The 21,224-nt window shown below is 73.9% G+C and carries 20 protein-coding genes and 2 pseudogenes; 9 read left to right on the top strand and 13 right to left on the bottom strand.

Features of this window, described 5'->3' with window-relative positions:
* Window positions 1-167: 167 nt before the first annotated feature.
* Window positions 168-818: pseudogene (locus ABT245_RS07240) on the top strand (lipase family alpha/beta hydrolase); the annotation flags it as partial.
* 55 nt (window positions 819-873) lie between these two features.
* On the opposite strand, the gene ABT245_RS07245 reads toward ABT245_RS07240, so the two are convergent.
* Both ABT245_RS07245 and ABT245_RS07250 read right to left on the bottom strand, forming a co-directional pair.
* Complete coding sequence (locus ABT245_RS07245) at window positions 874-1,959, bottom strand: lytic polysaccharide monooxygenase auxiliary activity family 9 protein (RefSeq protein ID WP_351729777.1); 1,086 nt, start codon at window positions 1,957-1,959, stop codon at window positions 874-876.
* A gap of 240 nt (window positions 1,960-2,199) precedes the next feature.
* Entirely contained in the window at window positions 2,200-2,334 is a 135-nt protein-coding gene (locus tag ABT245_RS07250) for a hypothetical protein (protein ID WP_351729780.1), read from the bottom strand.
* A gap of 138 nt (window positions 2,335-2,472) precedes the next feature.
* Between ABT245_RS07250 and ABT245_RS07255 the strand changes: the two genes are divergently transcribed.
* Window positions 2,473-3,087, top strand: coding sequence for a class I SAM-dependent methyltransferase (locus tag ABT245_RS07255; protein ID WP_351729783.1), 615 nt, complete (start codon window positions 2,473-2,475; stop codon window positions 3,085-3,087).
* Window positions 3,088-3,104: 17 nt separating this feature from the next.
* Here the strand turns inward: ABT245_RS07255 and ABT245_RS07260 are convergent, their stop codons facing one another.
* Both ABT245_RS07260 and ABT245_RS07265 read right to left on the bottom strand, forming a co-directional pair.
* Window positions 3,105-3,605 (bottom strand): ribonuclease FAU-1 family protein, encoded by a 501-nt coding sequence (locus ABT245_RS07260; RefSeq protein ID WP_351729786.1) that lies wholly within the window; start codon window positions 3,603-3,605, stop codon window positions 3,105-3,107.
* Complete coding sequence (locus ABT245_RS07265) at window positions 3,586-4,515, bottom strand: GNAT family N-acetyltransferase (RefSeq protein ID WP_351729789.1); 930 nt, start codon at window positions 4,513-4,515, stop codon at window positions 3,586-3,588. The genes ABT245_RS07260 and ABT245_RS07265 overlap by 20 nt, the downstream gene beginning before the upstream one ends.
* A gap of 71 nt (window positions 4,516-4,586) precedes the next feature.
* On the opposite strand from ABT245_RS07265, the gene ABT245_RS07270 reads away from it, so the two are divergent.
* A complete protein-coding gene (locus ABT245_RS07270; protein ID WP_351729792.1) occupies window positions 4,587-4,958 on the top strand; it encodes a GntR family transcriptional regulator in 372 nt (123 codons plus the stop codon).
* On the opposite strand, the gene ABT245_RS07275 is transcribed toward ABT245_RS07270, so the two are convergent.
* Both ABT245_RS07275 and ABT245_RS07280 read right to left on the bottom strand, forming a co-directional pair.
* Window positions 4,943-5,791 carry a DUF72 domain-containing protein gene (locus ABT245_RS07275; protein ID WP_351729795.1) on the bottom strand — a complete coding sequence of 283 codons (849 nt, stop codon included), beginning with the start codon at window positions 5,789-5,791 and terminating at the stop codon, window positions 4,943-4,945. The genes ABT245_RS07270 and ABT245_RS07275 overlap by 16 nt on opposite strands.
* Before the next feature lie 135 nt (window positions 5,792-5,926).
* Window positions 5,927-7,021, bottom strand: a complete 1,095-nt coding sequence (locus tag ABT245_RS07280) for a DUF5925 domain-containing protein (RefSeq protein WP_351729798.1) — start codon at window positions 7,019-7,021, stop codon at window positions 5,927-5,929.
* Between the two features lie 146 nt (window positions 7,022-7,167).
* Here ABT245_RS07280 and ABT245_RS07285 point away from each other — a divergent pair.
* Window positions 7,168-7,470: pseudogene (locus ABT245_RS07285) on the top strand (enoyl-CoA hydratase-related protein); the annotation flags it as partial.
* A 79-nt stretch (window positions 7,471-7,549) separates the two neighbouring features.
* Here ABT245_RS07285 and ABT245_RS07290 read toward each other — a convergent pair.
* Complete coding sequence (locus ABT245_RS07290) at window positions 7,550-8,758, bottom strand: S8 family peptidase (protein ID WP_351730204.1); 1,209 nt, start codon at window positions 8,756-8,758, stop codon at window positions 7,550-7,552.
* 317 nt (window positions 8,759-9,075) lie between these two features.
* Between ABT245_RS07290 and ABT245_RS07295 the strand changes: the two genes are divergently transcribed.
* Window positions 9,076-9,882 carry an SGNH/GDSL hydrolase family protein gene (locus ABT245_RS07295; RefSeq protein ID WP_351729801.1) on the top strand — a complete coding sequence of 269 codons (807 nt, stop codon included), beginning with the start codon at window positions 9,076-9,078 and terminating at the stop codon, window positions 9,880-9,882.
* 4 nt (window positions 9,883-9,886) lie between these two features.
* Here ABT245_RS07295 and ABT245_RS07300 read toward each other — a convergent pair whose 3' ends face one another.
* The 4 genes from ABT245_RS07300 to ABT245_RS07315 all read right to left on the bottom strand — a co-directional run bounded on the left by ABT245_RS07300 (window position 9,887) and on the right by ABT245_RS07315 (window position 16,809).
* On the bottom strand, window positions 9,887-11,497 hold the full coding sequence (locus tag ABT245_RS07300) for a serine/threonine-protein kinase (RefSeq protein ID WP_351729804.1): 1,611 nt from the start codon (window positions 11,495-11,497) through the stop codon (window positions 9,887-9,889).
* Between the two features lie 45 nt (window positions 11,498-11,542).
* Entirely contained in the window at window positions 11,543-13,207 is a 1,665-nt protein-coding gene (locus tag ABT245_RS07305; RefSeq protein ID WP_351729807.1) for a nickel transporter, read from the bottom strand.
* On the bottom strand, window positions 13,204-15,159 hold the full coding sequence (locus ABT245_RS07310) for a tetratricopeptide repeat protein (RefSeq protein ID WP_351729810.1): 1,956 nt from the start codon (window positions 15,157-15,159) through the stop codon (window positions 13,204-13,206). Before ABT245_RS07310 ends, ABT245_RS07305 begins: the two co-directional genes overlap by 4 nt.
* A gap of 111 nt (window positions 15,160-15,270) precedes the next feature.
* Entirely contained in the window at window positions 15,271-16,809 is a 1,539-nt protein-coding gene (locus ABT245_RS07315) for a DUF4331 domain-containing protein (RefSeq protein ID WP_351729813.1), read from the bottom strand.
* Between the two features lie 208 nt (window positions 16,810-17,017).
* Here ABT245_RS07315 and ABT245_RS07320 point away from each other — a divergent pair, with 208 nt between their 5' ends.
* From ABT245_RS07320 to ABT245_RS07335, 4 genes are all read left to right on the top strand, one after another.
* The gene (locus tag ABT245_RS07320; protein WP_351729816.1) at window positions 17,018-17,560 is read left to right on the top strand and encodes a sigma-70 family RNA polymerase sigma factor; all 543 of its coding nucleotides are present in this window, start codon (window positions 17,018-17,020) and stop codon (window positions 17,558-17,560) included.
* Window positions 17,557-18,369 carry an anti-sigma factor gene (locus ABT245_RS07325; RefSeq protein ID WP_351729819.1) on the top strand — a complete coding sequence of 271 codons (813 nt, stop codon included), beginning with the start codon at window positions 17,557-17,559 and terminating at the stop codon, window positions 18,367-18,369. The genes ABT245_RS07320 and ABT245_RS07325 overlap by 4 nt, the downstream gene beginning before the upstream one ends.
* A 116-nt stretch (window positions 18,370-18,485) precedes the next feature.
* A complete protein-coding gene (locus ABT245_RS07330) occupies window positions 18,486-18,761 on the top strand; it encodes a hypothetical protein (RefSeq protein ID WP_351729822.1) in 276 nt (91 codons plus the stop codon).
* Window positions 18,762-19,063: 302 nt separating this feature from the next.
* Window positions 19,064-19,435, top strand: coding sequence for a hypothetical protein (locus tag ABT245_RS07335; protein ID WP_351729825.1), 372 nt, complete (start codon window positions 19,064-19,066; stop codon window positions 19,433-19,435).
* A gap of 4 nt (window positions 19,436-19,439) precedes the next feature.
* Here ABT245_RS07335 and ABT245_RS07340 read toward each other — a convergent pair whose 3' ends face one another.
* Together ABT245_RS07340 and ABT245_RS07345 are read right to left on the bottom strand one after the other, a co-directional pair.
* Complete coding sequence (locus ABT245_RS07340; protein WP_351729828.1) at window positions 19,440-20,222, bottom strand: ABC transporter permease; 783 nt, start codon at window positions 20,220-20,222, stop codon at window positions 19,440-19,442.
* Complete coding sequence (locus ABT245_RS07345; RefSeq protein WP_351729831.1) at window positions 20,219-21,214, bottom strand: ATP-binding cassette domain-containing protein; 996 nt, start codon at window positions 21,212-21,214, stop codon at window positions 20,219-20,221. The genes ABT245_RS07340 and ABT245_RS07345 overlap by 4 nt, the downstream gene beginning before the upstream one ends.
* Between the last annotated feature and the right edge of the window lie 10 nt (window positions 21,215-21,224).

Here is a 21,224-nt window from a genome sequence, read left to right on the forward strand (position 1 = left end):
GCGTGACGTCTTATGGCGGCTGGCCGACGCGGCCGGGAGAGCACGGTGTCGTGTTGGCGCCCTGAAGGGGCGCGGGGAACGGCGTGCTCAACCACGATGCTGCCGCGCCCGGGTGACGGCCTGATGCCTTACGGCGGCTGGCCGACCCGGCCGGGAGAGCACGGAGCTACGGCCAACTGCCCGGTGTCCCCGTCTTCTACGGCCTCGGCGCCATCGACGGGTCGGCAGCGCAGCTCTCCGCCTTCGTCGACAAGCTGCTCGCGGCGACCGGCGCCGCCGAGGCCGACCTCGTCGGCCACTCGCAGGGCGGCATGATGCCCCGCCACTACCTCAAGTTCCTCGGCGGAGCCGGCAAGGTGAACGCCCTCGTCGGCCTTGCCCCCGACAACCACGGCACCGACCTGAGCGGTCTGACCAACCCGCTGCCGTACTTCCCCGGCACCGACCTGAGCGGTCTGACCAACCCGCTGCCGTACTTCCCCGGCGCCGCCGACCTGCTCAAGGCCACCACCCCCGGCCTCGCCGACCAGATCGTCGGCTCCGACTTCCTCACCCGGCTCAACACGGGCGGCGACACCGTCCCCGGAGTCCGCTACACGGTCATCGCCACCACGTACGACGAGGTGGTCACACCCTGGCGCACCCAGTACCTCAGCGGCTCAGACGTGCGCAACGTCCTGCTCCAGGACCTGTGCCCGCTGGATCTCTCCGAGCACCTGGCGATCGGCCTGCTCGACCGCGTCGCCTTCCACGAGGTGGCCAACGCCCTCGACCCGGCGCACGCCGCCCCCACCAGCTGCGCGTCGGCGTTCGGCTGAGGCGGGGCCCGGGGCCCGACCGGACTGAGCCGCCGGTCGGGCCCCGGAGATCCGTTCAGCGGCCGTGCCGGCCGCCCGCCGCGCGCCGCCGCACCGACAGGAACAGCGCCGCGGCGCCCAGCGCCAGCACCGCCGCGCCACCGGCTGCCAGGTACGGCGTGCCGCCGTTCGCGCCGGTCTCGGCCAGGTTCGCCGAGGCACCGGCGGCCTTCGGCTCGTTGGCCGAGGTGCCGGCCGCGGCCGTCGCCGGCTCCGCCAATGTGCTCGCGTCGTCGTCGCCGTGGCCGTGGTGCCCGACCGTCGACTTGTCGGCACCGGCCGCGATCTGCTCCTCGGACGGCGCGGACGCGCTCGGTGCGGGGGTGCCGGCATCGCCGCCGCCACGGGCGGCCGTGCCCGAGCCGCCCTCACCGTCGCCCGTGCCCTCGCCGCTGCCGCCGTCACCCGTACTCCCGCCGCTGCCACCGCCGTTCGCGCCCCCGCCGCTGCCGCCGAAGGTGACGTCGGAGCAGGAGTAGAACGCCTCCGGGCTGTCCGAGCGCTGCCAGACCGCGTACAACAGCTGCCGGCCGGAGCGCTCGGGGAGCGTGCCGGAGAACGTGTAGAAGCCGCCCGAGGCCACCGGGTCGGTGACCGTCGCGACCGGGTGCGCCAGGTCCAGGTCGGCCCAGGCGAGCGGCTTGGCCGGGTCGTAGCCGGGCTTGGTGAGGTAGACGTCGAACGTGCCCTTGTGCGGGGCGGTCACCCGGTACTTGAAGGTGTACGAGCCGCTGCTCACGCCTGTCGCGGGCCAGTCGGCGCGGGCCAGGTCGAGCCCCTTGAACTCGTCGTTGTTCGCGCTGCACAGCTTGCCGTCCGGGATCAGCGCCTGGTGCCGGCCGCCCGCGTCGCCGATCCGGACGCCGTTCCAGTCGTAGAGCGCCTGGGTGCCGCCGGCCGCGACCGCCGCCCGGCAGGCCGCCGAGTCGGGGCTCTCCGGTCCCTCCGCGTAGCACTGCGCCACCCGGCTGACGGGGTCGCCCATCGAGCCGTGCGCGGCGGCCGGCGCGGCGGTGAGCGCGGTCAGGGCGAGCGGTGCCGCGCCGAGGACGGCGACGGCCGCGGCCGTACGGCGTGCGGGCGGCTGGCGGCGTACGGGCATGGGGGAACTCCTCCGGTCTTCGGGGGTGGGGTCGATCCCGCGGGGGGCGATCAGAAACTAGCCCGAAGAAACCGGGAAATCGCCTGCTGGAGGCGGTCGCGGGAGATCCTTATGGTCCGCTTAAGGGAGTGCTCAGACTGCGCTCAGGTAGGTACGTGCGCGCCATGACACGCGTGTGGACGGTCCCCGCGACCGTATGCACCGCCGCAGGCGGCCGGAGTGACATGGGCCGCCGGGCGGTCAGCCGTCCGGCCACCAGGTGCGGGCGATGTCCTCGCGGATCTCCCGGCGCCCCGCGGGGCGCTCCTCGGCTTCCTCGCCCACCCGGCGGGTGTCCGTCTTCTTCAGGGGCTTGTGCACGGTCGCGCGCCGCATGGCTGCCTCCTTCGGCGCCTGCCGGAATCCGCGCTTCCGCGGCGGCGGGCCCTTGCGGTGAGGGTGACTGATCGGCGGTGGTCTGTCAGTGGCGGCTGTCACGCCCGCACTGTCAGTGGCGGGTGTCACCCTGGGGGCATGACGGACGAGAGCGACCGCGGGACGGCGGCGGGCGTCGACTGGGACGCCGCCGCCGCGACCTTCGACGACGAGCCGGACCACGGGCTGCGCGACCCGGGGGTGCGCGCGGCCTGGGCCGCCAGACTCGGCAGATGGCTGCCCGGGCGCCCCGCCGATGTGCTCGACCTCGGCTGCGGCACCGGCAGCCTGGCGCTCCTCGCCGCCGAGCGGGGGCACCGCGTCACCGGCGTCGACCTGTCCCCGGCGATGGTGGACCTGGCCCGCGCCAAGACGGCCGGGCGCGACGCGGTGTTCCTGGTCGGTGACGCGGCCGGGCCCCCGGTGGGGGAGCGGCGCTTCGACGCCGTCCTCGTCCGGCACGTGCTGTGGACGCTGCCCGGACCCGCCCGCGTGCTGCGGCACTGGAGCGGGCTGCTGCGGCCGGGCGGACGGCTCGTGCTGGTCGAGGGCGTATGGGGGACGCTCTCCCCGGTCGGCATACCCGCAGCCCGGCTGACCGCACTCCTGGAACCGATCGCCTCCCAGGTGCGTGTGGATCCGCTGTCCCACGAGCCCGCGCTGTGGGGCGGCCCCGTGACGGACGAGCGGTACGCGGTGGTGGCGACGGTGTGATCCCGGCCGGCGGCGGGTCAGGCCAGCAGCGCCTCGAAGCGTTCCGTACGGGCCAGCGCCTCCAACTCGTCGAGCGCGGCCACGGCGGCGGCAGCGGCCTCGGGGTCCGTGCGGGCCAGCCCGCTCTGCGTGAACTCGTCCTCGTCCAGCCGCCGTACGTCCGTGCCGTCCGCGGAGCGCCACAGGTCCAGGTCGAGGTCTTCCACGACCAGCCGTGTGCCGGACAGCACGGCCGGCCTGGCGATGTCGCAGTACCAGCCCTTGAGCACGCCCGCCGGGTCGCGGACCTCCATCACCGCGTACCAGCGGTCCCGCCAGTAGTACTCGGTGAAGACATCGCCCGGTGCGAAGCGCACGAAGCCGAAGTCGCGGACCGTGCCGCCCGCGAAGGGAGCGCGCACCACGATCCGGGTGCCGTCGTCCCGCAGCAGCTCGGCCGGGTAACGGATCTTCGTACGGCCGCCCTTGACCAGGACGACCTCCAACAGAGCACCGGTGTCAGCCGAGTTCGCGGACATGGCGCACCTCCGTCGCACAGACCTGGTAACCGAACCAGGTGTTGATCGCGAGCATCGGGCCGTTCCCGGTGTCGTTGCCGGTGAACGCCTCCGTGAACCCGGCGGCGCGGGCACGGTGCAGGGAGTCGTTCTTGGCGAGCTTGGCCAGACCGCGCCCCCGGAAGGCGCGCGCGGTGCCCGTCATCACGGTGCCGTAGCGGTGGCCGCCGTCCGTGCGGGCCGCGCTGAACGCGGCGGGGCGCCCGTCGACCAGCGCCACCGAGGTCAGCTCGGGGCTGAACAGGGGGTGCCGCCAGGTCTCGTCGAGCCAGGCCCCGTAGTCCGTGAACTCGGTGTCCAGGTCGCTGGGCTCGTCCGCCATCGTCTCCGCGTCCAGCCGGAACAGCGGGCGCGGGTCGTCGGCGAAGTCCGAGCCCTTGCGCAGTTCGACGCCCGGCGGCGGGTCCTGCAACGGGGGCAGCGTCGCATGCGCCAGATCCAGCCGCAGAAAGTGCGCGGAGCGGCCCGCCCGGTAGCCGTGCCGTTCGGCGAAGGCGAGGTTGCCCGGCCCGTCCGGCACCCAGGTCAGCAGACGGCGCGCGCCCCGGGCCGCCAGATGCTCCTCGGCGGTGCGTACCAGCAGCCCGCCGGCGCCGCGCCGGGTCCGCTCCGGGTCGACATACACGTTGACATAGCCCTGGCCCGGCTCCGGGCTGTCATGGGCGATGCCCACCTGGGCGGTGCCGATGATCTCGCCGTCCTCCTCGGCGACGAGCCTGCGCAGATGGGCGTCCGGGTGGGCGTGGGCGATCTCGTGGGCGACGGATTCCGGGGTGAACAGCATGAACGGGAGGGCACGGTGCCGGACCCGGACGAAGCCGTCCAGGTCCGCACGCGCGTCGGGGCGCAGATCGCGCACGAGCACAGTCATGGGGTCGCACGCTACGGGGGACCGGGACCCGGGTGCCCGTCATTTTCCTGCGGGTGCGGGAGAATCGCGGTGTGACCTTGAAGATCCGCATCGACGACAGCGCACCTCCGTACGAGCAGGTGCGGGCCCAGATCTCGGAGCAGGCGCGGTCCGGGGTGCTGCCGGTGGGCTACCGGCTGCCGACCGTGCGCGGGCTGGCCGGGTCGCTGGGGCTTGCGGCGAACACCGTGGCCAAGGCGTACCGGGCGCTGGAGACGGACGGGGTGATCGAGACGCGGGGCCGCAACGGGACGTTCGTGGCGGCGGCCGGCTCGGCCGCGGCACGCGAGGCCGCGACCGCCGCACAGACCTACGCGGAACGGGCCCGCCGGCTCGGCCTGGACGAGACGGCGGCCCTGACCGCGGTACGCGACGCGCTGCGTGCGGCCTACGGGGCGGGGTGAGGCGGAGCCGGTGGGCGGCCCGGGGGCCCGCCGACGGGATGCACGGGGGTGTGCCGGGGCTCAGCCGTGTGTCGCGTCAGGGCCGGGGTGCGGGTGGCCGGCAGGCCGGCCCTGGCCGCCGCCGCGGCGAATGCCGTCGCGTCCTGCACCGCGGCTCCACCGGGGTCGTTGTTGAAGTACGCGTAGACGTCCTCCGTGCCGGACCAGGTGGTGGCGATGCGGTCGGTCCAGGTCTCCAGGGAGCGTCGGCCGTAGCGCGGCCAGGGGCGGGCGCGGCCCTGGTGGAAGCGGACGTAGCCCCAGTTCGCGGTGCGCCACAACGGGGTGACCGGGCGGGCGAGGACGTCGGCCCAGCACAGCGCCGCACCCCGGCGCTCCAGGACCGCACGGGTCTGCGCGGTCCACCACGAGTCGTGGCGTGGTTCGACCGCGACCCGGGTGCCGGAGGGGAAGCACGCCAGGCACGCGTCCAGGAGGTACGGGTCGGCGCGCAGGGTCGGCGGGAGCTGGAGCAGGACCGGGCCGAGGCGGTCGCCGAGACCCGCCGCGCTGCCCATCAGCCGCCCCACCGGTTCCTGCGGGTCGCGCAGCCGTTTGATGTGGGTCAGATAGCGGCTGGCCTTCACCGCGACCACGAAGTCCGAGGGCACGCGGTCCCGCCAGCGCTCGAAGTTCTCCCGCGTCGGCAGCCGGTAGAACGCGTTGTTGATCTCCACGGTGGCGAAGCGCGCGGCGTACTCCTCCAGCCACACCCGCATCGGCCGGTCGGCCGGGTACAGAACGCCCCGCCAGTCCCGGTACTGCCACCCCGACGTACCGACGAACAAGGTCATACCCCCATCAAAACACCCTCCCGACCGCGAACCCGCCCCAGCGGCCGCCCGCACGGCTCGGGCGGTGGCCGGGCGCCGGTGTGCTGCGGCCCTGGTGGTGGGGGACCGGGCCGGCCCGGTCCCCGGGCGGTGGCCTCAGAGGTACAGGCCCGCTTCCGTTGACTCGCGGGCGCCCGGTACCGAGGTCGGGGTCGTGCCGCGGCGCAGTGCGTACAGTTCGGCCAGCGTCGCGCCGTCGCGGCCGATGCCCTGCTCCGTGCCCAGCCAGGACACCGCCTCCGCGCGGGTCAGCGGGCCTACCTCGATCCGGGCCAGACAGCGGCCGGGACGCACCACGGCGGGGTGCAGCCGCTCCAGGTCCTCGTTGGTGGTGACGCCGACGAGCACGTTGCGGCCCTGGCCCAGCAGGCCGTCGGTCAGGTTCAGCAGCCGCGACAGCGCCTGGCCCGCCGTGTGCTTGGCCTCGCCGCGGATCAGCTCGTCGCAGTCCTCCAGCAGAAGCAGCCGCCAGCGGCCCTTGCCCGTCGCGTCCTCCTCGCCGATGGCGATGTCCATCAGATAGCCGACGTCGCCGAACAGCCGCTCCGGGTCCAGCACGCAGTCGACCTGGCACCAGTCGCGCCAGGAGCGGGCCAGCGTGCGCAGCGCGGAGGTCTTGCCGGTGCCCGGCGGGCCGTGGAGGAGCAGCAGCCGGCCCGAGATGTCCTCGGGGGTCGTCTTCATCAGCCGGTCCATGGCCTCCGCCACCGGCGCCGTGTAGTTGGGCCGCACCTCCTCCCAGGTGCCCGCCGAGATCTGGCGGGTGGTGCGGTGCGGGCCGCGCCTCGGGGACACGTACCAAAAGCCCATCGTCACGTTCTCCGGCTGCGGTTCGGGCTCGTCCGCCGCGCCGTCCGTGGTCCGCTCCAGGATCTCCTTCGCCAGCTCCGCGGTGGTCGCGGTCACCGTGACATCGGCGCCCCGGTTCCAGCGTGAGACCAGCAGGGTCCAGCCGTCGCCCTCGGCGAGAGTGGCGTTGCGGTCCTCGTCCCGGGCGACGCGCAGCACCCGGGCGTCCCGCGGCAGCAGGGTCGCTCCGGAGCGGACCCGGTCGATGTTGACGGCGTGCGAGTACGGCTGCTCGCCCGTGGCGAAGCGGCCGAGGAACAGCGCGTCGACGACGTCGGACGGCGAGTCGGAGTCGTCGACGTTGAGCCGGATCGGCAGCGCGTCGTGTGGGTTTGCAGACATGCCGCCATGATCCGGCACGCGGGCCCGGTGCGCACCCGGTTTCCGAAGTGGGCCCGGAGTGTCGGACATGCGAACGATCCTCCGATTTTTCCCCGTGTTCCTTACCGGGTGCGGCTCGGCCGGCCTGCCAGGGAGGAGAGGTGTCCGTGCCGGTGCGTCTGGAACGCGGGGAACACATCACCGCCGTCGTGCTGTCCCCGGCTTGAGGTCCGCAACGCGGTCGACGGGCCGACCGCGGCCGAACTCGCCGCCGCCTTCGGGGTGTTCGAGGCCGGCGAGGAGGCGCGGGTGGCGGTGCTGTGGGGTGAGGGCGGCACGTTCCGCGCGGGCGCGGACCTGAAGGCACCGGGCACCGGGCGGGGCGACCGGGTGGCCGGGGCCGGGGACGGGAACGGGGACGGCCCGATGGGCCGACCCGGATGCGGCTGTCCGAGCCGGGTCTCTCGTCCGGCCGGCCCCGGAACGCGCGTTCCCCGGAGGCGCCGGCTGCCTCCGGGGAACGGGTGGTTCGAGGGGTGCGTACCGGTGTTACGGCACGATCTTCAGGAGCTTGTTCGGCGAGCCGGTGCCCACGCTGGAGAGCGTGCCGGAGGTGGCGCCGTTCACCAGGGCGGTGGCGACCTGGGCCGGGGTGGCCGAGGTGTGGCCCGCCAGATAGACGGCCGCGGCACCCGCGACATGCGGGGTGGCCATCGACGTGCCGGAGATGGTGTTGGTGGCGGTGTCGCTGGTGTTCCAGCCCGCCGTGATGGCGGAGCCGGGCGCGAACAGGTCGAGTATCGAGCCGTAGTTGGAGTAGCCGGCCTTGGCGTCGGAGCTGGTGGTGGCGCCGACCGTGATCGCCTCGCTCACCCGGGCGGGGGAGTACGAGGAGGCGTTGAGCCCGTTGTTGCCCGCGGCGACCGCGTAGGTGACGCCGCTGGATATGGAGTTGCGCACGGCCGTGTCCAGCGTGGACGAGGCGCCGCCGCCGAGCGACAGGTTGGCGACCGAGGGCCCGCTGTGGTTGGCGGTCACCCAGTCGATGCCCGCGATGACGCCGGCGGTGGTGCCCGAGCCGCTGTTGTCGAGCACGCGCACGGCGACGATCTTCGCCTTCTTGGCCACGCCGTAGGTGGAGCCCGCGATGGTGGTGGCCACATGGGTGCCGTGGCCGTTGCCGTCCTCGGCCGTGTTGTCGCCGTCCACCGCGTCATAGCCGTAGGAGGCGCGGTCGCTGATCTCGCTGTGTGTGATGCGTACGCCGGTGTCGATGACGTACGCGGTCACGCCGCTGCCCGCGCTGTCCGGGTAGGTGTAGGTGCCGGACAGCGGGAGCGAGGTCTGGTCGACGCGGTCCAGGCCCCAGGGGGCGTCGGACTGCGTGGTGTCGGTCAGCCGGACGGTCTGGTTCTGCTCCACGGAGGCCACCGCCGGGTCGGCGGCGAGTCTCGCGGCCTCGGCCGCCGAGAGGTTCGCGGTGTAGCCGTTCAGTGCCGCGCCGAACGTCTTCTTCACCGTGCCGCCGTACTCCTTGATCAGGCCCTTGCCGGTGCTCGACGAGGCCTTGAAACCCGCGGAGTTCTTCAGGGTGACGAGGTAACTGCCCTTCACCGCGGTGGGGGAGCCGGCGGCGAGCACCGTGCCGGTGACGGGGGCGGCGTGCGCCGGGAGCGCGGTGAGCCCGCCCACGAGGGCGGCGGCGGCCACGCCGGTGAGGGCGGCGAGGCGGAACTTCTTGCTACGCAGCTGTGCCATTACGAGGGGGTCCTCCTCCTGGCGGAGCGCGCCCGGGTGCGGCGCGCTGCTGTGGGGGATGCGGGCGGGATCGCCCGCACGGCCCTGGAACGTGTTGCGTTCCATCCCGGGGTTGAGAAAAGGGTGGGTCTTCTACGGGTATGGCTCAAGGGAGTTGACAAGCTGTCAACATGCATGTCATGAACATGCAATCAATCGGGCGGTAACGGGCCGAGTCGATCTCGTCCGGGCCTGAAAAGTATTGGCATGAACGCTTTCAGTCAACACGCGTAGCTGCTACCAAAGTTGAGGCAGAGATGCTGCTAAAGGGAGGTTCCATGAGACGTTCCCGACTTACCGCGTATCTGACCTCGATGCTTCTCGCGGTCGGCCTCGCCCTCACCGGGGCCGCCACGGCGCAGGCGTCCTCGTCCGCGGTGGCCGGCGGCTATGTGGCCCTCGGTGACTCCTACTCCTCCGGGGTCGGCGCGGGCGGTTACATCAGCTCCAGCGGCGGCTGCGACCGCAGCACCAAGGCGTACCCCTACCTGTGGAACACCTACAACTCCCCCTCGTCCTTCGCCTTCAACGCCTGCTCCGGCGCCACCACGGACGACGTTCTCGCGAGCCAGCTCGGCTCGCTCAACTCCTCCACCGGCCTCGTGTCCCTCACCGTCGGCGGCAACGACGCCGGTTTCGCCGACGTCATGACGACCTGTGTGCTCAGCGACGACAGCGGCTGTCTGTCCCGGATCAACACCGCCCGGTCCTATATCGCCTCGACGCTGCCCGGCAAGCTCAACACCGTCTACTCGGCGATCAGGTCCAAGGCCCCCTCCGCCCGGGTCGTCGTCATCGGCTACCCCCGCTTCTACAAGCTGGGCACGTCCTGCGTCGGCCTCTCCGAGACCAAGCGGTCCGCGATCAACGACGCGTCCGACCAGATGAACAGCGTCATCGCCCAGCGCGTCGCCGCCTACGGCTTCGTCTTCGGCGACGTCCGCACCACCTTCACCGGCCACGAGCTGTGCTCCGGCAGCTCCTGGCTGCAGAGTGTGAACTGGCTGGACATCGGCGAGTCGTACCACCCCACCGCGGGCGGCCAGTCCCTCGGCTATCTGCCCGTGCTCAGCAGCAACGGCTGAGTCCTCAGGGCGCGTCGGACGGCGAGTCCGAAGGCGAAGCGGAGGCCCCGTCCGTCGGGGTCTCCGTCGCCGTGCACGTCACCGAGAACGGCACGGCGTCGGACGTCGTGCGCACCGGAGCCCGTACCTCCACACTGATCGCGTCCTCGGTCGTCCCGCTCCCGGCAGCGGCCCTCACCACCACCTTGTCCTGCCGCGTCCGTCCGCCGTCCGCCGGGAACGCCAGCGTCCGCCACCCCAGGTCGGAGACGGACCCGCTCCTCACGACCCACCGGTACTCGACCTGCGCGGGCAGCCGCCCCACGGTGAACGTCGCCGTGAACGCGGGCGTGTGCGCGGTCGGCGGCGGACAGGACCCGGAATAGCGCGTGTCGGCGCCGGTGAGGGTGACCCGCACCGACTGGGCCGGCCGGGTGCCGGACGGGCCGCCGCTCGTCTCGGGCGAGGTGTCCCGCGTGCCGGAACCGGTGCCGCCGCCCGGTGTGGAGGAGCCGCCCGGTGCGGAGGAGCCGGCACCGCTTGCCGGTCCGCTGTCGCTCGCGGCGCCGCCGCCCCCGCCGTCGTCGCGGTTCAGCAGGGCGTACGTCAGCCCGGCGAGCGCGAGCGCCACGGCGAGCAGCCCCGCCACCAGGACGACGACGGCACGCCGGCCGTGCTCCGGGGCGGTCACCGCGGTCGCCGCCGGGGCCGACGCACCCTCGGACCGGACCGGCATCGGCCCGTTCGGGTCCGGCCGGACCGGCCGGGTCGTGGCCGTCGGCGCGTACGCCGTGCCGGGGCGCGGCGCGCCGCCCGCCGCGACGAGCCGCAGCCGCTGCCCGACCAGGTCGGCGGGCAGCCGTTCGGCGGGATCCTTGCGCAGCAGCCCCTCGACGACCGGGGCCAGCGGCCCCGCACGACGCATCGCCGGCGCCTCCTCGTCGACCACCGCGCGCAGGGTGCTCAGCGGGGTGTCGCGCCGGAACGGCGAGACACCCTCGACCGCCGTGTACAGCAGCACACCCAAAGACCACAGGTCCGACTCGGGCCCCGGGGTGCGCCCCAACGCCCGCTCCGGGGCGAGGAATTCCGGTGAGCCGACCATCTCGCCGGTCATGGTCAGCGCGGAGCTGCCCTCCACGGTGGCGATGCCGAAGTCGGTGAGCACCACCCGGCCCTCGCTCCCCAGCAGCACATTGCCCGGCTTCACGTCCCGGTGCAGCACCCCGGCCTCATGGGCGGCGCGCAGCGCGGCCAGCACCTCGGCGCCGATGTACGCGACGCGCTGCGGCGGCAGCGGGCCGTCCGCCGCCAACCGGTCGGCGAGCGACCGGCCCCGGACCAGCTCCATGACGATCCACGGCCGGCCGCCCTCCACCGCCACGTCGTACACCGTCACCACACTGCGGTGTGCGACCCGGGCCGCCGCCCACGCCTCACGCTCCAGGCGGGCGTACATCCGCTGCACGTCCGGGTCCGGCAGCCCGGCCGGGGCCCGCACCTCCTTGACCGCCACCTCGCGGCGCAGCACCTCGTCGCGCGCCCGCCACACGGTCCCCATGCCGCCCTCGCCGAGCGGCGACAGCAGACGGTAACGGCCCGCGATCACACGTTCGTCGACCGGCTCTTCCGACACGGGCGCCCCCTCACGCCGGCTCGCGTGATGTCTCCACAAAGTAGCTCATCCGAACGCGGATGCCGTCCCCTTGAGCACCAGTCCGATGCCCAGGACCACGACGCCGAGCGCGGACGCGAGCGGCACGGTCCGGCGCACCAGGGCGGCCATCGGATGGGTGGTCCAGCGGGGCCGTCCGTCGAGCACCCGGGTCATTCCCGCACCCAGCCTGACGACGGCGAATCCGGCCGCGGTCAGCGTCAGGGCCAGTCCGGTCCCGTACCCGAGGACGAGGAGCAGCCCGAACCAGGCGTGCCCGAGCGCGGCGGCGCCTACGAGCACCACCACCGCGGACGGGCTGGGCACGAGTCCGCCCGCGAAGCCGAGCAGGAGCGTGCCGCGGAGGGTGGGGGCGGTGGGGTGCGTGTGGGAGGAACCGCCGTGCGTGTGCTCCACGGCGTTCACGACGGCGTCCTTGACGGTGTGAGGGCGGTCGTGGTGGCGGTCGTGGTGGCGGAGGCGACCGTGCGGGTGCGGGTGGGGGTGTGGGTCCGTGGCTGGGTGCGGATGTGGGTGGGGGTGCGCGTGCGGGTCCGGGTGCGGGTCCGTGGTCCGGTGTGGGTGCGGGTGGGGGTGCGGGTCCTTGGCCGGGTGCGAATGTGGGTGGGGGTGGTGGTGCGGGTCCGTGGCCGGGTGGTGGCGGCTGCGCCAGGTCCGGCGTACGAGGCTGGTGCCCGCCAGCATCACCAGGATGCCGCTCGCCATGCCCAGCCAGGCGATCACCGAGGGCGCCGCCGCCGAGCCCGCCGTGACGAGCAGGCCGAGCGCGATCACGCCGAGGGTGTGGGTGACCGTCACCGAGGCCGCCAGCGGCAGCACGTCCCGCAGCCGGGCCCGGCCGCCCCGGGCGGCCGCCGCCGCGGCCATCAGCGTCTTGCCGTGGCCCGGTGCGAGGGCGTGCAGCGCGCCGAGCCCGGCCGCGACCACCAGCGCCAGGAGGACGAAGCCGGCGGTCGGCCGGTGCCGGGCCACGAGGTCGTCCAGGGCGCGGGTCCAGCGATCGGCGCCGCGGGGCAGGACGGTCGCGGCGGGCGCGTCCCGGTGCGGCTCGGCGAGCGCCGGACCGCCGGGCCGCACCCGTACGTCGGCCCCGCCGGTGTCGGCGGGGGAGGACAGCAACTCCCGTGGATAGCTGGTGAGTTCGTTCGAGACCGAGCGCTCGGGCACATCGGTCGCCGTGAGCGTCATACGGTCGCCGCGCGCCGTGATCTCCCGCCAGCCCGGCCCGGTGTCCGCTCCCGCGGACCGGAAACCGATCGCTACGGAGCGGCCCTCGGGCAGCGGCGCGGTGAACCGGCACTCCACCCGCAGGGTGTCGAGCCCGGCCTGCCCCGGCCGCCGCACCGCGTGACTGCGCTCGACGGACAGGGTGGTCCGCCGGCCCGCCACGGTGAGCGCACTGCCCGCGGCGGCGTCGGCGCACCGGCCGCGGGCCCAACCCGCCGTGCCCAGCCGCCCGATGTCCGGCCGGGCCTGGGCGGCGGGTATCTCGGCGAGGTCCTCGATGTGGTCGACGCGGAGCAGCCCGGGAGCCGCGATGAGACCGTCGTAGCGGTTGACGGTGAAGTTGCCGAGCGGATGCGCCCCGGCACTCCCGGCGGGGACCAGCACGACCGCGCAGGCCGCCGTGAACACGGCCGCGAAGGCGGCGAACGGATGACGGATCCTCACTCGGCCGCCTCCGCACCGCGCAGTGCCGCCCTGGCGCGGGCCGCGCCGAGCGGCGAGAAGCCGGGGTTCAGCCGCAGGGCCGCGGTGAGCGAGGCGCGGCCCTCCCGCCGGTCCCCCACGGCCAGTTCGATCATCCCGCGGTGATGGAGGAAGGAGGCGTTGTGGTACCCGGTGGCCGTGGCCCGCCGGGCGTACGGCAGCGCCTCCCGGTCCCTGCCGTTGACATGCAGGGCCCAGGCGAGGGCGTCCGCGGTGTGCACGCTGCGCCGGCGGGCCCACTCGGCGCGCGCCGCGCGCAGGGCGGCGGCCCGGTCGCCGTGGTCGGCGGCGGCGAGCGCGGTGTCCAGGTCGGCGTCGACGCCGCCCGCGCGGGCGAGGGACGTCCACGCGCCGACGAGGGCGTACTGGTCACGCGCCCTGGCCGCGTCGCCCGGGGCGCCGCGCGCCTCGTACAGCTCGCCGAGTTCGACCAGCGGGCCGGGCAGCGGCGACCGGGCGACGACGGCCTCCAGGCCCCGGACGGCGGCGGCCCGGTCCCCGCTCGCCGCCTGCGCGCGGGCCCGTCCCTCCAGGGCGGGGAGATAGGTCTCGTCGGCGGCGAGCGCCCGGCCGTAGTGGGCCAGGGCGGTCTTGTAGTCGCCCTGGTTCCAGGCGAGGTGGCCGAGCTGGGTGGCGACGTACGCCACGTCCCCGGGCGTGACGGCGGCGGCCAGCGCCCGCTCCAGCACCCGCCGGGCCGTGCCGACGTCGCCGCGCAGCTCGCGCACATAGGCGTACCGGGTGAAGACCGGCACCCCGGGGCGCCGCGCGTCGGCGGTGTCGGCGGCCCGGGACGCCTCCTCGTACCGGCCGAGTTCGACCAGGGCGTCGATACGGGAGCACAGGGCGCGCTCGCTGTAGGGGTTGCGCGCCAGCGCACGGTCCGCGTGGCGGAGGGCGGCCGTGAAGTCGTGCCGGGCGGCGGCGAGCGCGGCGCGTCCCGCGAGCGCCTGGTCGTTGTCCGGGGCCAGCCGCAGGGAGCGCCGCAGGGCCCGGTCGGCCTGCGGATACCGGGACGGGTCGCCCTGCACGCGGGCCTGTTCGACGTACGCGAGTCCGAGGACGGCCCAACCGGCGAAGTCCCGTGGCTGCGCCCGCAGATGCGCCTGCAAAGCGGCGACGCTAGCGTCGAGGTCGCCGCCGCTCAGCAGGCCGGGGGAGACGGCGGCGGAGACCGCGGCGGCCGGAGCGGGCGACCCGTCCCGCGCGGCGCCCACGGCGACGGCACCACCGGTGAGCGCGACGGCCAGCAGCACCGCGCAACCGGCGGCCCGGGCCCGCCGCCACCGCCGCCCGCCGCTGGCCACCCGCCGCACAGCGGCGACCTGCCCGTCGGCGGCGGCAGCCGGCGGAGCGGGCCTGTCGATGACGTCGGCCGTGGTCGCCCTCCTCGTGCCTGCCTTGTCCTTGGACGGGATGGTTTGGGACGTCGGGGTGCTGGTGTGGGGCAGGCACGGTTCTTCGTGGGGTGCGAGCGTCGGTTTTCCGGCTGTCGTGGTGTTCGGTGTGCATGTGGTGTGGGTCGTGCCGGTGTTCGGCGTGGTGTGGTGCGTGGGCGGGCCCAGCCGCGGCCCGGCCTCGTCGGCGGCGGCATCCGGCGGGGCGGCATCCGGCGGGGTGGCACCCGCCGCTCCCGGGCGCTCCGGCCCGACCCCGGCGAGGTCGTTCGCCGGCTTGCTCTCCGGCGCGGGGACGTCGGTCTCCGGCCGAGCCCGGCGGCCGGCGCCACCAGCCGTGCCCCGCCGGCCGCCGGGCCCCGCGCCGCGTCCCTCGGGGACGTTGTCCCCGGGCCCGTCCTCGGCGAGGCCGTGCCCCGGCTCGTTCTCGTTACCGGGGGCGTTGGACTCCGGCCTCTGCTCAGGGGTGTTCGGCGGTTGTCCGGTCGGTTCGGCGTCGTGCGTTCGCGGGGGCATGCCCTCTCCTGTGTCGCCTGGGCGGGTGGTCGTGCGGCGGGGTGGCGCGGCCCGCGCCGTGGGGGATACGGGGATACGGGCCGCGCCGGTCGGTGGGGTGCGCCGGCGGGATCAGTAAGGGCGCCGCATCCGGCGGCGCCACCACGCCAGGGCGGTGCCGATCAGCAGGATCCCGGCCGCGCCCGAAGCCGCGGAGGCGGCGATCAGCACCGTGTCGCCGGAACCGGCGGACGAGCCGGCCGGGCGCAGCGCGTCGCCGAGCCCGCTGCGGACGTCGGCGCCTTCGGTGGTGCCCTTGGCGAGCGCGCCGCGCGAACCGGCCGTCGGCTGGGCCACGTACGGGAAGTGCTGCTCGAACTTCTTGTCGTTCGCGTCCACCGCGTCGCCGAGGTCGTTCTTGGCACCGACCAGTTCGCCCTCGACCACCTGAAGGGCGGCGTCGATCACGTCATCGGTCAGCCGACGGCCGTTCGGGAACCCCGCGTTGTCGCCGTCGAGCACACCCAGCCGTTTGGGGTGCGCGCTCGGCTTGATGGAGGTGTTCAGGCGCAGTTCCTCCGCCGGGCGCACGTTCGGCGGCCGGTTGAGCCCGTCGACCCCCTTCAGGAAGACGTCGACCAGGTCGTTGCGGGGCTCGGCGGGCGCCGGGATCTTGTAGATCGCCTCGATGAGCTTCGGCAGCTCCGGGTTGGTGACGTTCTTCAGGAACTGCGCGTCGTCCCAGGGCGCTGAGGCGTTGAACCGGTCCTTGTCCTTCTGCGGGTTGACGACCTCGTTGACGAGCGGGTTGCCGAGCCGCGACACCTGTGTGTAGTAGCCCTGCGCGTTCCTGCGCTGCGTCGTCGACCAGATGCCGACGACCGGCTGTTTCGCCGACTCCTGGATCAGGTCGTTCGGCACCTGGAGGGCGATCGTGTTGACGTTGTAGCCCTTGAGGGTGTCCCGGCCGACCTCGGACAGGTTCCCGCCGTACAGCAGGTCGAAGACGCGCAGGTCCAGGAAGAACGGGTCGTCCGCCTGCCCGGCGAAGGTCCGGGTGCCGCCGGCCGTCCGGTGGACCGCCTGCGCGCGCAGCGTGCCGTAGTCCGGCATCGAGGCCTTGCCCACATTGGACGGCGCGACCGGCACGTCGTCCGCGAGCTTCGTCCGGGACACCTCGTGCTGGTCCTTCAGCCGGACCAGATCGATGTCGTAGGTCTGGGTGATGTTCAGGTCCGGGTCGTCGAGGCTGGTGACCGGACCCGTGTTGTAGAGGAAGGTGTCCCCGTTCTTGCGGTGCGTGGTGAACGTGTAGCGGAACAGCAACTCGCCCTGCGCGTCACCGTTGTTGTCGATGTGGAGGTCGTACTGGGCGTCGTCCGCGAACGTGTAGAAGTTCGGTCCGCCGGCCGGCTCCTCGAACGGGATCCAGTTGGCGATGATCGTGGTCGTGTCCGGTTCGTCCGGGCTGACGAACGCGTACACGTCCGTGTTGTCGTACTGCGGGGCTCCCGAGATCAGCGGGGCCTCCCGGTGGGAGGAGGCGGCGGCCGCCCCCGGTTCCAGCATGGCCACACCGGCGGCTGTGAGCCCCCCGGCGGCCAGCGCACCACAGATGAGGGCGGCGAGACCCGAACGTCCCGCGGCCCTGCTGGAGATGAGAGGAGTCATGCCGTCCGTTCCTCCGTGCCGACTTGCCTGACGCCCGGGGATTCGGAGACGGCGCCGGGCCGGATTGGTCGGCCGTGGATTTTTTTCTTCCCCCCTGCGCGACCCGCGTTTTCGGGCGGCTGATCCGTAACACCGTCCGGAGGTGCGTTCGGTGCGAATACCTGGTGTGACGGGACGGTCCGGCTGCGGACGGCGAGAGGGGGACGCGGTGGAGGCGGACGAGCTTCTGGTGCTTGTGGCGGGCGGCGACCAGCGGGCGTTCGAGGACCTGTACGGGCTGGTGTCCGGACCCGTGTACGGCCTGGTGTGGCGCGTGGTGCGCGACCCGGCCCAGTCGGAGGAGGTGGCCCAGGAGGTACTGCTCGAACTGTGGCGCTCCGCGGCGCGGTTCGACCCCGCCCGGGGCAGCGCCCTGTCCTGGATCCTCACCCTCGCCCACCGCCGCGCCGTGGACCGGGTGCGCAGCGCCCGCGCGGCCGGCGAACGCGAGGAGCGCGAGGCCCGCCGCTCCCACCACCCGGCCTTCGACCAGGTGTCCGAGGAGGTGGAGGCGGGCCTGGAACGCGAGTGGGTGCGCCACTGCCTGGACCGGCTCACCGCCCTTCAGCGGCAGTCCGTCACCCTCGCCTACTACGACGGCTACACCTACCGTGAGGTGGCCGAGCGGCTCTCGCTGCCGCTGGGCACGGTGAAGACACGGATGCGCGACGGACTGACCCGGCTGCGCGAGTGCCTGGGAGGTGCCGCATGAACGCCCTCGGCCGTGTGCTGCGCCGCGAGGACCCGCACTCGCTGGCCGCCCCCTATGCGCTCGACGCCCTGGAACCGGGCGAGCGGCGCCGCTTCGAGAAGCACCTCGGCGGCTGCGAGCGCTGCGCCAGCGAGGTCCGGGCGCTGTCCGAGGACGTGGTGCGGCTCGCCTGGTCCACGGCCGCGCCCGCGCCGGTCGCGCTGCGCGCGCGGGTACTGGCCGCCGTGCGTACGACCCCGCAGGAGCCCGCCCCCGGGCAAGAGCGCACACCACAGTTGCCGCCGCACGTTTGGGGCACCCAGCCCCCGCCGGCACGCACCCGTACGCCCCGGGTGCGCCCCCTGTTCGTTCCGCTCGCCACGGCGACCGCCGCCGCGGCGCTCGTCGTCGCCGGGCTCTTCGCCGTCGAGGCGGGCCGGACCCAGGACCGGCTGGACGCCGAGCGGGCCCAGGCACGCGAGATCGCGCAGGTGCTCTCGGCCCCGGACGCCCGGGCCACCAGCAGCAAGGATGCCCGTGGCCGGGGCATCGCGGTGATCGCCTCCGCGGCCGAGGGGCGAGCCGTCGTCACCCTCAGCGGGTACGGCACCGAGCCCGGCGGGCGCGTGCACCAGCTGTGGCTCATGCGCCCGGATGTGCGACCGCGCTCCCTCGGGCTCCTCGACGGCGACACGCCCCTGATCGCGACCGGGCTCGGCACGTCCGCGACGTCACTGGCTGTCACCGTCGAGCCCGCGGGCGGCTCCGCGCAGCCCACCAGTCAGCCGATTGCGCAACTCGCCCTGAAATCGGTCGGATTCGGAGAGTAATCGTCAACCTCCTTGCGGCGAAGGTGAATCCTGCGGGCCAGATACCCGAGTGCCCGGATGGGGAGATAGGGTTACTCTGCCCGCGCCGGGTGGACTCGTTACGGGTGGGGAGTGACATGGAGCAGATAACAGTGCGCAGCAGGGCGAGGGTCCCTGCGATCAGCTGCGGGAGCAGCGCGACCAGTTCGCGCCTCGACCGCCATCTTTCGGTGCTGGCGGGTCCCGCCATACCGCAGCAGAAGACGGTCGAGGCGACCTCGCTGATGCGCGAGCTGACCGCGCGTGACACCAGGCACGAGCGCAGCGACCGGGACACGCGGGTGCGCCGTGTGTCGCTCTTCGCGCCACTGCGCCGGCTGCGTCGTTCGCTGTTCGGCGGCAACAGGCACTGACCGAAGGGCCCGTGCTCGGGCGGCCCTGCCGCTCCGGCGCCATGCTGCGATCCGGTCGTCCGTCATCCCCACGGCGCGCAGCGGCGCCGCGGTGTGCCGCCCGAGCGCCCACCGTCCCCCATCCATGCCCGTCCCCGCCCGGCACCGATGGGGGACGACGCCGTACCCGCCTCCCGCCGCCCTCTCCCTCCCCACCCCGCTCATCCCACCCCGACCGACGCCGGCTGGCGCTGTCCTCAGTGGGCCGGGCCTCGCGCCCAGCCGCGCGATCGTCCCGCGCCCGCGCTCGCGACCACGGTCCGGTGACCGCTGCCGTTGGCTGCCTTCGGCGCCCCGGCCGCCGACCCCCACCACGGCTTCGCGTCAGACGGCTTCGTCGCCCCGCGCAGCCGCACGACGCCGTCCAGTACCTCGCGGCGACCGCGGTCGCCCTGATCACTCAGCCCGAGCGACTGAAGGCGATCAAGGCCGAGTTCGCAGAGCGGACGACGGGCATCACCTGGAAGACCGCCCTGCCCGACGGCTATGAACCGCCCATGTACGAGCCGCCGTCGTGGTCCTTGAAGAAGACCCGCCAGTCGTGGCCGCAGGACCACATCACCTGGCCGCCCCGACGGATCGTGTCCGACGAGCAGTTCTCCTCCCGCGGCCCCGAACCGGCTCGCCAGACCTGACCGTTCACCGCTCACCGTGCGCGTACCGGCGTACGGCGAGCGGCAGGGACACCGCGATCAGGACGGCGCTCCACGCCAGCGAGCCGGCCACCGGGTGTGCCACCGGCCAGGCGGCGCCCTCCGCTACGGGGGCGTTGCCGAACAGGTCGCGCAGCGCGGCGGTGACCGCGCTGATCGGGTTCCACTCGGCGAGCGTGCGCAGCCAGCCGGGCAGGTTGCCGGTCGGGATGTAGGCGTTCGACAGCAGGGGCAGTACAAAGGTCGAGGCGCCGAGCTGCCCCGCGGCCTCCTCGCTCCGGGTGAGCAGTCCGAGGAGGATCCCCACGCTCGTGCAGGCGAACCGGAACAGCAGCAACAGGCCCACCGCGCCGAGCGCCCCGGCCACCGACCCCTCCATGCGCCAGCCCACGGCGAGGCCGACCAGCAGCAACGGCACCGTACCGAGCGCGGAGACGACCAGGTCCGCGACGGCCTGGCCGAGCGGCACGGCGGACCGGCTCACCGGCATCGTGCGGAACCGGTCCATCACACCCCGGTGCGCGTCCTGGGCGGCCTGGAACATCCCGGTCATGATCCCGCCCGCCGCGGTCGCCACCAGCAGCCCGGGGACCAGGAAGGACCGGTACTCCCGGCCGGGCATCGCAAGGGCGCTGCCGAAGACGTATCCGAAGAACAGCAGCATGTTCACCGGCATGATCTGGCTCAGCACGGTGATACCCGGACTGTTGCGGACCCGGCGCAACTGCCGGCCCACCATCGTCACACCGTCGTACGCCCATGCGCTCATGCCGCGGTCTCCTTGTGGTCGGTGGGCCCGTCCTCCGGGGCCCCGGCGGGCCCGTTACCGGCGCCCGCGCCGGTCAGCCTGAGGAAGACGTCGTCGAGGGTCGGCGGGCGCAGGCTCGCGTCCAGCAACGGCACGCCCGCCGCGTCGAGTTCGCGCACCAGGCGGGGCAGGGTCAGGGTGGGGTCGGTGGTGACCGCGCCGACGGAGTGCCGGTCGTGGTCGAACGAGGGTTCCCGGCCGGTGAGCCGGTCGAGGACGCCGGCCGCCCGCGGCAGTGCGTCGGCGTCGGCGACGACGGCCTCGGCGTAGGAGCCGATGAGGGACTTGAGTTCGGCCGGCGATCCGGTGTGCGCGACGCGGCCCCGGTCCAGCAGGGCGATGTCGTCGGCGAGTTGGTCCGCCTCCTCCAGGTACTGCGTGGTCAGCAGCACGGTCGTGCCCTCGGCCGTCAGTTCGCGCACCGCGTCCCGGATCCGGTTGCGGCCGACCGGGTCGAGACCGGTGCTGGGCTCGTCCAGGAAGAGCACGTCGGGGCGGCGCACCAGGCTCGCCGCGAGGTCCAGCCGACGCCGCATACCGCCCGAGTAGGTGGCCGCCCGCCGGTCGGCGGCCTCCGTAAGGCCGAAGCGTTCCAGCAGGTCCGCGGCCCGCCCGGCCGGGCCGCGGACCCGGTGCAGGCGGGCGAACAGCCGTAGGTTCTGCCGTCCGGTGAGGTCGCCGTCGATCGACGCGTACTGACCGGTGACGGCGATCCGGCGCCGCACGGCCGCGGCCTCCCGCACCAGGTCGAACCCCGCGATCCGGGCCGAGCCCGCGTCGGGCCGCAGCAGCGTGGTGAGCAGCCGCACGGCCGTCGTCTTCCCCGCCCCGTTCGGGCCGAGCAGCCCGCAGACCGTGCCCTGCGCCACGGCCAGATCAAGGCCGCGCAGGGCGTGCACGGCGCCGAAGCGCCTCTCCAGACCCTCACTAAGTACAGCGTACGCAGTAGTCATGGGTCGACCA

This window comes from Streptomyces sp. NPDC001508 (genome assembly GCF_040298665.1).
Taxonomy (GTDB): domain Bacteria; phylum Actinomycetota; class Actinomycetes; order Streptomycetales; family Streptomycetaceae; genus Streptomyces.